Below are 14,821 nucleotides of genomic sequence, written 5' to 3' on the forward strand. Positions count from 1 at the left end.
TACATTCCGAACCCGGAAGCTAAGCCTCACAGCGCCGATGGTACTGCAGGGGGGACCCTGTGGGAGAGTAGGACACCGCCGAACAATCATTGAGAGGGTTGGTCCCCGAACTTCGGTTCGGGGACCAACCCTTTTTCTTTATGCGTCACTTGGAGTTCACGTTCCGCAACCAGCATCCCCGTCATGGGTACTGCTGCAATGCTCAGGGCCGCCGGCGTCGGAGTCGGTGACGAGGTCGTCGTGCCGGCCTTCGGGAACGTGGAGGTCACCGAGGCCGTGACACTGGCCGGTGCGCTTCCGGTGTTCGCCGACATAGACCCGGCGACGTACTGCATCGAGGGGTCGGCTGTCGAGGCGGCCATAACCTCCCGTACCACGGCGGTCGTTGTGGTCCACCGCTTCGGACGGCGGGCCGACATCAGGCGCTTGCACGCGGTCGGTCAGCGGCACGGGCTGCTGGTGCTGGAGCAAGGGGAGTCCGAGGCGCCGTACGAAGAGGTCGCCCGGCGCAGGGAGCGGGCCGCCTATCTCGACGCCAAACTCAGGGGCGTACGCACGCCCGACGGCGGTGACGGGCATACCTACCAGCAGTACGTGGTGCGGGTGCCCGGCAACGGGCGGCCGGACCGGGACGCCTTCGCCCGAGCCGTGCGGGCCAAGGGAGTTGCGTGCCGGGTACCGGTGAAGACGCCCGTGCACCGGATGCCGGAATTCCGGCGGTGTGTGGCGCTGCCGGAGACCGAGCGGGCTGCGGACGAGACGCTCGCACTGCCCGTGGACGCCTCGTTGACGAGGCGGGAGATGCAGCGGATCGTGTCCGCGTGCAACGCCCTCGGCGGACTGCTTCAGCCTGCCTTCTGAGTGGGTGATGAGCGAGCGGTGAACGAGTTTGGGAACTCGGGTCCGTTCGGGGTACGATCTCTTCCGTTGCCGCGAGGGAAACCTCGAAGCGACAAGCCCCTATAGCTCAGTCGGCAGAGCGTCTCCATGGTAAGGAGAAGGTCAACGGTTCGATTCCGTTTGGGGGCTCCAGCACAAGGCATGAAAAAGGCCCCGCCCATTCGGGCGGGGCCTTTTTCATGCCCTAGTCGTTGTGGATCTCCGGAACACGCATCGTCAGGATCGCCATGTCGTCGGACGGGGCGTCGGACGCGAAGCGTTCCACCGCGCGCATGATCCGGGCGGCCACCGCGCCCGCCGTGAGGCCCGTGCAGGTGGTCAGGACTTCGGCGAGGCCGTCGTCGCCCAGCATGCGGGTGCCCTCGCGGCGTTCCGTGACGCCGTCGGTGACGCACAGCAGGACGTCGCCCGGATCGAGGGTGACCGTCTCCTCGTACAGCTCCAGGTCCTCGATGACGCCGAGGAGGGGCTGGGGCTCGGCCGCCGCCTCCACCGTGCCGTCCTGGCGCAGGCGCAGCGGCAGCGGGTGGCCGGCGCAGACCACCTTCAGCTCGGCACTGCCGTCCTCCCGAGGCCGCAACTCGCCGTACAGGAGCGTCAGGAAGCGGCTGCGTGCGCCCTCGTCGAGGATGGCGGAGTTCAGCCGCTCCAGGACCGCCGGGCCGCTCAGCCCCTCGCGGGCCAGCAGGCGCAGCGCGTGCCGGGCGAGGCCGGTGACCGCCGCCGCGTTCGGGCCCGTACCGCAGACGTCGCCGATGGCGAAGCCGTAGGCGCCGTCCTGGATCGGGAAGACGTCGTAGAAGTCGCCGCCGACCTCGTTGCCCTCGCCGGCCGCGCGGTAGATGACCTCGACCTCGACGCCGTCGATCTGCGGGAGGCCCGGCGGCAGGAGGCTGCGCTGGAGGGCCTGGCTGATGGCCGTGCGCTCCGAGTACAGGCGGGCGTTGTCCAGGGCGAGGGCGGCCCGGCGGGACAGGTCCTCGGCCAGTTCCAGGATCTCCTGGCGGAAGTGTTCGTCGGTGGGCTTGCCCAGGGTCAGCATGCCGATGACGCGGTTGCGGGCCACCAGCGGCAGCACGACCGTCTCACCGCCGACCGCGGAGGCCGTGGCGAGCGTCGGGCCGATGCCCGAGGAGGTCTGGTACGTCGGTCCGCCGGTCAGACCGAGACTGCGCATCGACGAGCGCAGCGCCGCCCGATGTGCCACCTCGCCGGGGGCCGTCCAGACGCGTGCGCCCGGTGTCGGTACCGGGTCGGGCGGCGCGATCTTCGACAGCAGGGACTTGATGCCGTCGATCAGCTCCTCGTCCTCGTGCAGGACGTACGACAGGTACGGCTCGGAGGCCTGGTCGGCGATGGTGTAGACGGCGCACCAGGTGGCCAGGGTCGGCACCGTCATCTGCGCCATGAGGGCGAGGGTCTGGTCCCGGTCCAGGGTGCCTGCGAGCAGGTCGGAGGCCTCGACGAGGAAGCTCAGGGAGCCGCGGCGCAGCCGCTCCAGCTCGCCCAGGCGGGCCGACTCGACGGCGAGGGCGATCCGGTCGGCGGCGAACTGCAGGCGCAGCGCCTCCTCGTTGGAGTACCTGCCGGGAGCCTCCGCGGCCACGCCGAGGGAGCCGGTGAGGCGGCCCTCGACCTTCAGCGGGACCGTGACGACCGAGCGCATGCCCGTGTCGTTGAGGAGGGGTACGGCGCCGGGGACCGCGGCGAGGTCGTCGTGGACGGCGGGCATACGGGCCGAGCCGTAGCGGCCGGGGCCCGCCTCGACGGGGACCCGGGCGAAGCGCTGGCGGGCGGAGGGCAGACCGGTGGAGGCGCGGACCTCCAGCTCCGTCTCGTCGTCGGTCGCGAGCAGCAGGAAGGCCGCGTCGGCGTCGAGCATGTCGCGGGCGCGCTCCACCGTGCGCTGCAGGAGGCCGTCGAGGTCGTCCGGCGCGGGGGAGCCGATGAACACCTCGAAGGGGTCGGTGCTCTGGCCGTCGGCGGCCGGGGCCGAGTCGGAGGACGGAACGCGGGAGGGTGTCTGGAGGACGGCGCGTTCGTGGTCCCGTACCAGGAGACAGACCGTGGAGGGTTCGCCGCCGGTGTCGCGGACCCGCAGGTGGGAGGCGTACACCGGGGTCACCCGGCCGTCGGCGCCGCGGATGCCGTAACTGCCCTCCCAGCGAGAGAGCTGGAGCGCCTCGGCGATTCCGGTGCCGGTGCCCGGGGTGTGCGGCCAGGCCGCGAAGTCGGTCAGGGGCCTGCCGGTGACCTGGCCGACAGTGTGGCCGAAGAGCTCCTCGGCGTCCTCGTTCCAGGCCGTGATGGAGCCCTTGCGGTCGATCTGGACGACCGCGACCCGGACCCGGCCGTCCGCCAGCGGGAGGAGGTCGGCGGGCAGCGACGGGCCGGCGGCGCGGGTGCCGACCGGGCGTTCGGGCAGGTCGAGTTGGAACCAGACGTTCTTGTGCGTGGGTGTGTACTCCACGCCCCAGCGGGCGGCCAGCGCCGCGCACAGCTGCAGTCCGCGGCCGCCCTCGCGGTCGGGGCTGCCCATGGTCGCGGCAGAACCCTGGAGGGGCACCTCGCGCTCGGGGTAGCGGTCGGCCACCTCGATGCGCACGCCGTCCTCGGTGCGCAGGCACAGGACGTCGGCCGAAGTGCCCGCGTGCACCACCGCATTGGTCACCAGTTCGCTGGTGAGGACCACCGCGTCGTCCACGATGTCGGCGAAGCCCCAGCCCTGGAGGGTGTCGCGGACGAAGGACCGGGCGGTCGCGACCGATCGCCCGACGGGCTCGAAGCTGGCAGCCGCGCGCGCGGTGATCACAGAACTCCTCGACCGGTTGTCGATGTGCAGGGTTCCCGGGCCGTCCGGCTCGCGCCGCTGGTGCGGCATCCGCGTGCCCGTCGGCCGGGGGTCCGGGGGCTGTCCCCCGGGGATCAGTCCGGTGGTCATGGTGTGCGGCCGCCCCTTCGATGCCCGCTCGTTCTCGTGCCACCGCCCAGGCCGGACGGACCGGTGCGGCTGGACAGCCGCATGCAAGGTTACTTACCTTCGCGGTCCGTGCGGATGCCGGTCGCCGGTGTTTACGCCCCCAGGGTGTGCGGACGATGTGCGAAGCTGCCGAACTGTTATGGCCTGGTTCGGGCGGGGTGAAACACTGGGCAGGCTTCTGGTGGAGGTCCGGGCAGACTGAGTGCGTTCCGTGTACGCGGGCAGCAGCCCCTGGTGCGGGCGGAAGCCGTCTGGCAGAAATACGCAGCAGTAACCGGTACGTCGTACAGAAGTACCGGAGCACAGCAGTAACGGTCGATCCCTGCGGGAGGGACACAGTGGAGTCTGGCGCAGCGACGCGGAGCACGAACACGCGCGCGAAGGGCGGACCGTCCCAGGGCAGGCGGCGGGGCGGGACCACGCAGGTGGACACCGCGGCCCTGGACCGGCTGTTGGTGGCTCTGGTGGCCATGCGGGACGGAAACTTCCGCAAGCGGCTCACGGTGTCCGGGGACGGCGTGATGTCGGAGATCGCGGCCGTGTTCAACGAGGTGGCCGACCGCAATCTCCACCTGACGGGCGAACTGTCGCGGGTGCGTCGCATGGTCGGACGTGAGGGAAAACTCACGGAACGGCTGGAGACGGGGGCCTGTGAGGGCTCCTGGGCGGTCGCCATCGACGCCTCGAACGCGCTGGTGGACGATCTCGTACGACCCGTCTCCGAGGTGGGCCGGGTACTGACCGCGGTGGCCGAGGGCGATCTGTCGCCGCGCATGGAGCTCAGGACACAGGCGCCGGACGGGACCGGGCATCCGCTGCGAGGCGAGTTCCTCAGGGTCGGGCGGACCGTCAACAACCTGGTCGACCAGCTGTCGACGTTCACCGACGAGGTCACGCGGGTGGCCAGCGAGGTCGGCACCGAGGGCAAGCTGGGCGGTCAGGCCAAGGTGCGCGGTATGTCCGGTTCCTGGAAGGACCTGACGGAGTCCGTCAACACGATGGCGAACCGGCTCACCGCCCAGGTGCGCGACATCGCGCTGGTGACCACGGCGGTCGCGCGGGGTGATCTGTCCCGCAAGGTCACCGTGCATGTGGCCGGCGAGATGCTGGAGCTGAAGAACACCGTCAACACGATGGTGGAGCAGCTGTCCTCCTTCTCCTCCGAGGTCACCCGGGTCGCCCGTGAGGTGGGCACCGAGGGCATCCTGGGCGGGCAGGCGCAGGTGCCCGGGGTCGCCGGTGTGTGGAAGGAGCTCACCGACTCGGTCAACACCATGGCGGGCAACCTCACCGCCCAGGTGCGCGGGATCTCCCAGGTCACCACGGCCGTGGCCAGCGGTGATCTGTCGCAGAAGGTGACCGTCCCGGCGCGCGGCGAGGTCGCGCAGCTGGCCGAGACGATCAACCAGATGACCGAGACGCTGCGGATCTTCGCCGACGAGGTCACCCGCGTGGCCAACGAGGTCGGGGCCGAGGGACAGCTCGGCGGACAGGCGAACGTGCCGGGCGCGGCGGGCACCTGGAAGGACCTGACGGACTCCGTCAACACCGTGTTCCGAAATCTCACCACGCAGGTGAGGGACATCGCCGCCGTCACGACCGCCGTGGCCAACGGCGACCTCTCCCAGAAGGTCACCGTCGACGTGGCCGGCGAGATGCTGGAGCTGAAGAACACCGTCAACGGAATGGTCGACCAGCTGTCGTCGTTCGGTGCCGAGGTCACGCGTGTGGCGCGGGAGGTCGGCGTCGAGGGTGAGCTGGGCGGTCAGGCGCAGGTTCCGGGCGCGGCCGGTACGTGGAAGGACCTGACGGACTCCGTCAACACAGCGTTCCGCAACCTCACCGGACAGGTGCGCAACATCGCCCAGGTGACGACGGCGGTGGCCAACGGTGACCTGTCGCAGAAGGTCACCGTGGACGTCTCCGGCGAGATGCTCCAGCTGAAGAACACCGTGAACACGATGGTGGACCAGCTGTCGAGCTTCGCCGACCAGGTGACCCGGATGGCCCGGGACGTGGGCACGGAGGGCCGCCTGGGCGGTCAGGCGCGGGTGGACGGCGTCTCCGGCACATGGAAGGAGTTGACCGACTCCGTCAACTTCATGGCCGGCAACCTGACCTCGCAGGTGCGGCAGATCGCCCAGGTGACCACCGCGGTGGCCCGGGGTGACCTGTCGCAGAAGATCGACGTCGACGCGCGCGGCGAGATCCTGGAGCTGAAGAACACCATCAACACGATGGTCGACCAGCTCTCCGCCTTCGCCGACCAGGTCACCAAGGTGGCCCGCGAGGTGGGTACGGACGGCCGCCTCGGCGGTCAGGCGCAGGTGCCCGGCGTGGCCGGTGTGTGGCGTGACCTGACCGACTCCGTGAACGGCATGGCCGGCAACCTCACGGCCCAGGTTCGCAACATCGCGCAGGTGGCGACCGCGGTGGCGCGCGGTGACCTGTCGCAGAAGATCACCGTGGACGCGCGCGGGGAGATCCTCGAGCTCAAGAACACCTTGAACACGATGGTGGACCAGCTGTCGTCCTTCGCCCAGGAGGTCACGCGCGTCGCGCGCGAGGTGGGCACCGAGGGCATGCTCGGCGGGCAGGCCGAGGTGCAGGGGGTCGCGGGCACCTGGAAGGACCTCACGCAGTCCGTGAACTTCATGGCGAACAACCTGACCATCCAGGTTCGCAACATCGCCGAGGTCACCACCGCGGTCGCCAAGGGCGACCTGTCGAAGAAGATCACTGTTGACGCGAAGGGCGAGATCCTTGAGCTCGTCACGACGGTCAACACCATGGTTGATCAGCTGTCAAGCTTCGCCGAGCAGGTGACCCGGGTGGCCCGTGAGGTGGGCACGGAGGGCATCCTGGGCGGCCAGGCGCACGTGCCGGGCGTGACGGGCATCTGGAAGGACCTCAGCGACAACGTCAACCTGATGGCGAACAACCTGACCATGCAGGTGCGCAACATCTCCCAGGTGTCGGCGGCGGTCGCCAACGGCGACCTGACCCGGCAGGTGACGATCGAGGCGCGCGGTGAGGTCGCGCAGCTCGCCGACACGATCAACACCATGGTCAAGACGCTGAGCTCGTTCGCCGACCAGGTCACCAAGGTGGCCCGCGAGGTGGGCACGGACGGAATCCTCGGCGGTCAGGCGCGCGTGCCTGGTGTGGCCGGCACGTGGAAGGACCTCACCGAGTCGGTGAACCAGATGGCGTCCAACCTGACCGGTCAGGTGCGCAACATCGCGATGGTCACCACGGCCATCGCGAAGGGTGACTTGACCAAGAAGATCGACATTGACGCCCGCGGCGAGATCCTTGAGCTCAAGACGACGATCAACACCATGGTTGACCAGCTGTCGAGCTTCGCCGAGGAGGTCACCCGGGTGGCCCGTGAGGTGGGTACTGAGGGACAGCTCGGCGGCCAGGCACGCGTGCGTGACGTCGACGGCACCTGGCGGGACCTGACCGAGTCCGTGAACGAGATGGCCGGGAACCTCACCCGGCAGGTGCGTGCCATCGCGCGCGTGGCGACCGCGGTGACCCGCGGCGACCTGAACCTGAAGATCGACGTCGACGCCTCCGGCGAGATCCAGGAGCTCCAGGACTACATCAACAAGATGATCGCCAACCTGCGCGACACCACGATCGCCAACAAGGAGCAGGACTGGCTCAAGGGCAACCTCGCCCGCATCTCCGCGCTGATGCAGGGCCGCCGCGACCTCGAGGACGTGGCCTCGCTGATCATGAGCGAGCTGACGCCGGTCGTCTCCGCGCAGCACGGCGCGTTCTTCCTGGCGATGCCGCTGGTCGACGGCAAGGACCTGAGCGCCGAGGGCGAGGACGCGTACGAGCTGCGGATGCTCGGTTCGTACGGCTACTCGATGGGCTCCATGCCGACGTCGTTCCGGCCGGGTGAGGCGCTGATCGGGACGGCCGCCCAGGAGAAGCGCACGATCATCGTGGAGAACGCGCCCAGCGGCTACCTGAAGATCTCCTCCGGGCTCGGCGAGGCGCCGCCCGCGCAGGTGATCGTGCTGCCGGTGCTGTTCGAGGGCAAGGTGCTCGGTGTGATCGAGCTGGCCTCCTTCACGCCGTTCACGCAGATCCAGAAGGACTTCCTCAACCAGATCGCCGAGATGATCGCGACCAGCGTCAACACCATCTCCGTCAACACCAAGACGGAGGTGCTGCTGCGGCAGTCGCAGGAGCTGACCGAACAGCTCCGGCTCCGCTCCGAGGAGTTGGAGCAGCGGCAGAAGGCCCTGCAGGCCTCCAACGCCGAACTGGAGGAGAAGGCCGAGCTGCTGGCCCAGCAGAACCGGGACATCGAGGTCAAGAACACCGAGATCGAGGAGGCGCGGCAGGTCCTGGAGGAGCGCGCCGAGCAGCTCGCGGTCTCCATGCGCTACAAGAGCGAGTTCCTGGCCAACATGTCGCACGAACTGCGTACGCCGCTCAACTCGCTGCTGATCCTGGCCAAGCTGCTCGCCGACAACGCCGAGGGGAACCTCTCCCCGAAGCAGGTGGAGTTCGCCGAGACGATCCATGGCGCGGGCTCCGACCTGCTGCAGCTGATCAACGACATCCTGGACCTGTCGAAGGTCGAGGCGGGCAAGATGGACGTCTCCCCGACGCGCATCGCCCTGGTCCAGCTCGTGGACTACGTGGAGGCCACCTTCCGGCCGCTGACCGCGGAGAAGGGCCTCGACCTGTCCGTACGGGTCTCGCCGGAGCTGCCCGCCACGCTGCACACGGACGAGCAGCGCCTGCTCCAGGTGCTGCGGAACCTGCTGTCCAACGCGGTGAAGTTCACCGACTCCGGGTCGGTCGAGCTGGTGATCCGGCCGGCCGGCGCGGATGTGCCGGTGGGCATCAGGGAACAGCTGCTGGAGGCCGGCTCGCTGACCGACCCGGACGCGCCGCTGATCGCCTTCTCGGTGACCGACACCGGCATCGGCATCGCGGCCAGCAAGATGCGGGTGATCTTCGAGGCGTTCAAGCAGGCGGACGGCACGACCAGCCGCAAGTACGGCGGTACGGGCCTCGGGCTGTCGATCTCGCGGGAGATCGCGCAGCTGCTCGGCGGCGAGATCCACGCGCAGAGCGAACCGGGACGCGGCTCGACGTTCACGCTGTATTTGCCGCTGCACCCGAGCGAACTGCCGCCGCAGGGCTACCAGCAGTCCCTGCCCGCGCTGGAGGCGGGCGAGCTGGTCGCCGCCACCGACGCCCGCACGTCCGAGCTGTCCGCCGTGGAGATCGAGATGCCGGCCGAGGTGAAGTCGTACCAGGAGACCCAGAACGGCCCCGCCGCGCTGTTCCGGCGCCGCCGCCGGGGCGCTCCGGTGGGCGAGCAGCGGACCGAGCACTGGCCGGTCGCCGAGCAGCAGGAGGCGGCGCACGCGTCGCACCGCCCGGTGCGGTTCGGCGGGGAGAAGGTGCTGATCGTCGATGACGACATCCGCAACGTGTTCGCGCTCACCAGCGTCCTGGAGCAGCACGGTCTGTCCGTGCTGTACGCCGAGAACGGCCGCGAGGGCATCGAGGTCCTGGAGCAGCACGACGACGTGGCGGTCGTGCTGATGGACATCATGATGCCGGAGATGGACGGATACGCGACCACCACGGCGATCCGCCGGATGCCCCAGTTCGCCGGGCTGCCGATCGTCGCGCTGACCGCGAAGGCGATGAAGGGCGACCGGGAGAAGGCGATCGAGTCGGGCGCCTCCGACTACGTGACGAAGCCGGTCGACCCCGATCACCTGCTGGCCGTGATGAAGCAGTGGATGCGCGCTGAATGAGGCCAGGTGGGCGCCGAATGAGCGTGGGGGATCGCCGGCTGAGCCCTGGGTGACCGTGAGGGCCGGGTTCGAGTGAAAGTCGGGTGAAGGTGCCGGGAACCTTCGACGCGCACGGGGAGTTGTTGATCCAGGGTGGCCACAGGGGTGTGGAAGTGCGGCATCCGGGGAACCTTCCGGTCTCCCGCCGCGTTTCTGCTACGTGCACAGTGACATCGCGGTGACAGGGTGTGGCGACAGGCAGGGTGCGGCTACCATGACCGGCACAAGGACGGGCGGCGAAAGGGAGTCGTCCCCTGGGGCGGCGCCCGGTGTACCGCCGGGGCGAGGAGGGCGGGCCATGGTGCAGAAGGCCAAGATCCTCCTGGTCGATGACCGGCCGGAGAATCTGCTGGCGCTGGAGGCCATCCTCTCTGCGCTCGATCAGACGCTGGTGCGGGCATCGTCCGGGGAGGAAGCGCTCAAAGCACTGCTCACGGACGATTTCGCGGTCATTCTGCTGGACGTCCAGATGCCGGGAATGGACGGTTTCGAAACCGCCGCGCACATCAAACGACGGGAACGGACCCGGGACATCCCGATCATCTTCCTCACCGCCATCAACCACGGCCCGCACCACACCTTCCGGGGGTACGCGGCGGGCGCGGTGGACTACATCTCCAAGCCGTTCGATCCCTGGGTGCTGCGCGCGAAGGTCTCCGTCTTCGTCGAGCTCTACATGAAGAACTGCCAGCTGCGCGAGCAGGCTGCGCTGCTGCGGCTCCAGTTGGAGGGCGGCGGCAAGGGCGCGGTCGGTGGCGGTAAGGAGTCGGCCGGACTCCTCGCCGAGCTGTCCGCCCGGCTCGCGGCGGTGGAGGAGCAGGCCGAGGCCCTCTCCAAACAGCTGGACGACGAATCGGCGGACGCGGCCGCGGTGGCCACCGCCGCCCATCTCGAACGCAAACTCACGGGACTGCGCCGGGCCCTGGACGCCCTGGAGCCGGGCACGAGCGGTGGCAGCGCGTCGGTGCCGTCGCAGAACTGACACCCGCCGCGGCCAAAGTTGCGCATGAGCGGTCGTCAGTTCCGCACTCTCCCAACGACGACACGAACGGGTGAAGCAGTGCGCACACGTGTCCGCCGTCGTCTCCACCGGTAACCTCACACCATGGCCTCACGTCCCTCCGCAGCCAAGAAGCAGCCCGCCAGGAAGGCGGCCGCTCCCGCGAAGGCTCCGGCGAAGAAGGCCGCCGCGAAGAAGGCCCCGGCGAAGAAGGCGCCCGCCAGAAAGGCCGCGGCGAAGAAGGCCGCGCCGGCACCCAAACCGGCCCCCAGTCCCACCGGGGGCGTCTACCGGCTGGTGCGTGCCCTCTGGCTGGGCCTCGCGCACGCCGTGGGCGCCGTCTTCCGCGGCATAGGACAGGGCGCCAAGAACCTCGACCCGGCCCACCGCAAGGACGGCGTCGCGCTGCTGCTGTTCGGCATCGCGCTGATCGTCGCCGCCGGAACCTGGGCCGACCTGCGCGGCCCGGTCGGGGACCTGGTGGAGATCCTGGTGACGGGCGCCTTCGGCCGCCTCGACCTGCTGGTGCCGATACTGCTCGCGGTGATCGCCGTGCGTTTCGTCCGGCACCCCGAGAAGCCCGAGGCCAACGGCCGGATCGTGATCGGCCTGTCCGCGCTCGTCATCGGCGTGCTCGGCCAGGTCCACATCGCCTGCGGTTCGCCCGCCCGCAGCGACGGCATGCAGGCCATAAGGGACGCCGGCGGCCTCATCGGCTGGGCTGCGGCGACCCCGCTGACGTACGCCATGACCGACGTCCTGGCCGTACCGCTGCTCGTGCTGCTCACGGTCTTCGGGCTGCTCGTCGTCACCGCCACCCCGGTCAACGCCATCCCGCAGCGGCTGCGCGCGCTCGGGGTGAGCCTGGGTCTCCTCCCCGCCGACGACGAGTTCGACGAGGCCGGCGAGGACGATGAGCGGTACGAGGACCAGTGGCGCGAGGCGCTGCCCGCGCGCCCCCGAAGGCGACGGAGCGCGCCCCAGGCGTACGACCCGGACGGAGCCGAGCAGGAGGCCCTCGCCAAGCGCCGGAGCCGCCCCAGGCGCTCCGCCGTGCCGCAGCCCGCCATGGACCGGCACCTGGACGCCGTGGACATCGCCGCGGCAGCGGCGGCCGACCTCGACGGCGCCGTGCTGCACGGCATGCCGCCCTCGCCGCTGGTCGCCGACCTCACCCAGGGTGTGAGCGCGGGCGACCGCGAGGACACGACGCCGACGCCCGCTCCGGCCCCGACGTCCGCGGCACCCACCGCGACGCCCGTCCCGGCCCCGGCCGCGCGCCCCAGGCAGGAGAAGCTCGGCACCGGATCGGTCCCCGACCTCACCAAGGCGGCCCCCGAGCAGCCCCGCGACCTGCCGTCGCGCGCCGAGCAGCTCCAGCTCTCCGGCGACATCACCTACGCGCTGCCGTCCCTCGACCTGCTCACGCGCGGGGGCCCCGGCAAGGCGCGCAGCGCCGCCAACGACGCGATCGTCGCCTCGCTCACCACCGTCTTCACCGAGTTCAAGGTCGACGCGGCCGTCACCGGCTTCACGCGCGGTCCGACGGTCACCCGTTACGAGGTCGAGCTCGGCCCCGCCGTGAAGGTCGAGCGGATCACCGCGCTCACCAAGAACATCGCCTACGCCGTCGCCAGCCCCGACGTGCGGATCATCAGCCCGATCCCCGGCAAGTCGGCGGTCGGCATCGAGATCCCCAACACCGACCGGGAGATGGTCAACCTCGGCGACGTGCTGCGCCTGGCGGAGTCCGCGGAAGACGACGACCCGATGCTGGTCGCCTTCGGCAAGGACGTCGAGGGCGGCTACGTCATGCACTCGCTGGCGAAGATGCCGCACATGCTGGTCGCCGGCGCCACCGGCTCCGGCAAGTCGTCCTGCATCAACTGCCTGATCACCTCGGTCATGATGCGGGCGACCCCCGAGGACGTCCGGATGATCCTGGTCGACCCCAAGCGCGTGGAGCTGACCGCGTACGAGGGCATCCCGCACCTGATCACGCCGATCATCACCAACCCCAAGCGGGCCGCCGAGGCGCTCCAGTGGGTCGTCCGCGAGATGGACCTGCGCTACGACGACCTGGCGGCGTACGGCTACCGGCACATCGACGACTTCAACCGCGCCGTGCGCGAGGGCAAGGTCAAGCCGCCGGAGGGCAGCGAGCGGGAGCTGCAGCCGTACCCGTACCTGCTGGTGATCGTCGACGAGCTGGCCGACCTGATGATGGTCGCGCCGCGCGACGTCGAGGACGCGATCGTGCGCATCACGCAGCTCGCGCGCGCGGCCGGCATCCACCTGGTGCTGGCCACCCAGCGCCCCTCGGTCGACGTGGTCACCGGTCTCATCAAGGCGAACGTGCCCTCCCGGCTGGCCTTCGCCACCTCCTCGCTCGCCGACTCGCGGGTCATCCTCGACCAGCCCGGCGCCGAGAAGCTGATCGGCAAGGGCGACGGGCTGTTCCTGCCGATGGGGGCGAACAAGCCGACCCGTATGCAGGGGGCGTTCGTGACCGAGGAGGAGGTCGCGGCCGTCGTCCAGCACTGCAAGGACCAGATGGCGCCGGTCTTCCGGGACGACGTCACGGTGGGCACCAAGCAGAAGAAGGAGATCGACGAGGACATCGGCGACGACCTCGACCTGCTCTGCCAGGCGGCCGAGCTGGTCGTCTCCACACAGTTCGGCTCGACGTCCATGCTCCAGCGCAAGCTGCGCGTCGGCTTCGCCAAGGCCGGCCGGCTCATGGACCTCATGGAGTCCCGGGGCATCGTCGGCCCGAGCGAGGGGTCCAAGGCTCGTGACGTTCTTGTGAAAACCGATGACCTGGACGGCGTGCTCTCGGTTATCCGCGGGGAGTCTGAGGGGTAGAGATTCATCCCGTGGGGACGCGGGTCGTCCGGTGGCCGGTTTCGCGCCGGGCGGCGGCATCGTCGTGATCCACCCGTTAGAGAGCGGCGGGCAACCGTTTCCCTGCGACGTACGTCAAGTTGAGCGAGAGGACAGGTGCGGGCCCCGGACCGGGTGCGCGCCTGTCCGGTCGTCGGTGTGTCCGGCCATACCGATGGCGTACAAAGTCCCACCGTCCGGTTGCCCCACCCTTTCGCACCCCCCCTAGACTTGACCTCCAGCACAGGTGGCTACACGCTCGAAAGGCGCCCCCGTGTCCATCGGCAACTCCCCTGAAGACGAGCGTCCGTTCCACGACGTTTCCGAGGAAGCCCGTACCTCCATCGGCCGAGCACTGCGGCAGGCGCGCATCGCCGCCGGGCTCACCGTCGACGAGGTCAGCGGCGCCACTCGGGTCCGCATCGCCATCGTGCACGCCATCGAGGCGGACGACTTCGCCCCCTGCGGCGGCGACGTGTACGCCCGCGGGCACATCCGGACCCTGGCCCGGGCCGTGCGCCTCGATCCCGCCCCCCTGCTGGCCCAGTTCGACGCCGAGCACGGCGGGCGCCCGGCCCCGACCCCGGCCGCCCCGCTGTTCGAGGCGGAACGTATCCGCCCCGAGCGGCGCGGGCCGAACTGGACCGCGGCCATGGTCGCCGCGATCGTCGCCGTGGTCGGCTTCGTCGGGTTCACCGCCTTCAAGGGCGGCGACTCCGGTAACGACGCGAAGGCTCAGGTCGTCGAGGGGGCCACGCCGGCGCCCAGCAAGCCCGCCTCGCCCACGCCCAAGAAGGACAAGCCCACCGACCAGAAGGCCGAGCCGTCCGACAGCGCCATCGCCGCCGCGCCCCAGGACAAGGTGACCGTCCAGGTCAGCGCCGTGGACGGGCGCAGCTGGATCTCGGCCAAGGACCACAACGGACGCATGCTGTTCGACGGGCTCCTGAAGAAGGGCGAGTCCAAGACCTTCCAGGACAGTTCGAAGATCAACCTCATCCTGGGCGACGCCGGCGTCATCCAGCTCTACGTCAACGGCAAGAAGATCGAGGACGACTTCCAGCCCGGGGCCGTGGAGCGGTTGACGTACACCAGGGGCGACCCCGAGGTCGGTTAGGGCCGGTCCGGCCGATCACTGGGCACAAGAGGCTCGAAAGTGTGTCTCCGTACGGGGCCGGCCAAGATCGGCCAACCCCGTCGACGTGGGGTGTCAGCGGG

General features: G+C 69.8%; 6 protein-coding genes, 1 tRNA gene and 1 rRNA gene. 7 read left to right on the forward strand and 1 reads right to left on the reverse strand.

The genetic code is table 11. The annotated features are described in order from the left end of the window. The 3 genes from rrf to ACIBBH_RS27365 form a co-directional block, all read left to right on the forward strand. Positions 1–84 (forward strand): 5S ribosomal RNA (gene rrf / locus ACIBBH_RS27355); the annotation flags it as partial. 114 nt (positions 85–198) lie between these two features. After that, positions 199–861, forward strand: coding sequence for a DegT/DnrJ/EryC1/StrS family aminotransferase (locus ACIBBH_RS27360; protein ID WP_399409251.1), 663 nt, complete (start codon positions 199–201; stop codon positions 859–861). Positions 862–956: 95 nt separating this feature from the next. Then, positions 957–1,032: transfer RNA gene (locus ACIBBH_RS27365), tRNA-Thr, on the forward strand. Positions 1,033–1,084: 52 nt separating this feature from the next. On the opposite strand, the gene ACIBBH_RS27370 is transcribed toward ACIBBH_RS27365, so the two are convergent. Further along, positions 1,085–3,841 (reverse strand): SpoIIE family protein phosphatase, encoded by a 2,757-nt coding sequence (locus ACIBBH_RS27370; protein ID WP_399408987.1) that lies wholly within the window; start codon positions 3,839–3,841, stop codon positions 1,085–1,087. 377 nt (positions 3,842–4,218) lie between these two features. Between ACIBBH_RS27370 and ACIBBH_RS27375 the strand changes: the two genes are divergently transcribed. The 4 genes from ACIBBH_RS27375 (at position 4,219) to ACIBBH_RS27390 (ending at position 14,720) form a co-directional block, all read left to right on the forward strand. Then, the gene (locus ACIBBH_RS27375) at positions 4,219–9,681 is read left to right on the forward strand and encodes a HAMP domain-containing protein (protein WP_399408989.1); all 5,463 of its coding nucleotides are present in this window, start codon (positions 4,219–4,221) and stop codon (positions 9,679–9,681) included. 337 nt (positions 9,682–10,018) lie between these two features. After that, positions 10,019–10,702 (forward strand): two-component system response regulator, encoded by a 684-nt coding sequence (locus ACIBBH_RS27380; RefSeq protein WP_399408991.1) that lies wholly within the window; start codon positions 10,019–10,021, stop codon positions 10,700–10,702. Positions 10,703–10,825: 123 nt separating this feature from the next. Beyond that, complete coding sequence (locus tag ACIBBH_RS27385) at positions 10,826–13,585, forward strand: DNA translocase FtsK (protein WP_399408993.1); 2,760 nt, start codon at positions 10,826–10,828, stop codon at positions 13,583–13,585. 292 nt (positions 13,586–13,877) lie between these two features. Next, positions 13,878–14,720, forward strand: coding sequence for a helix-turn-helix domain-containing protein (locus ACIBBH_RS27390; RefSeq protein WP_399408995.1), 843 nt, complete (start codon positions 13,878–13,880; stop codon positions 14,718–14,720). The last annotated feature ends 101 nt before the right edge of the window (positions 14,721–14,821 follow it).

Origin of the sequence: Streptomyces sp. NPDC051636 (genome assembly GCF_044453765.1) — a bacterium.
GTDB lineage: Bacteria > Actinomycetota > Actinomycetes > Streptomycetales > Streptomycetaceae > Streptomyces.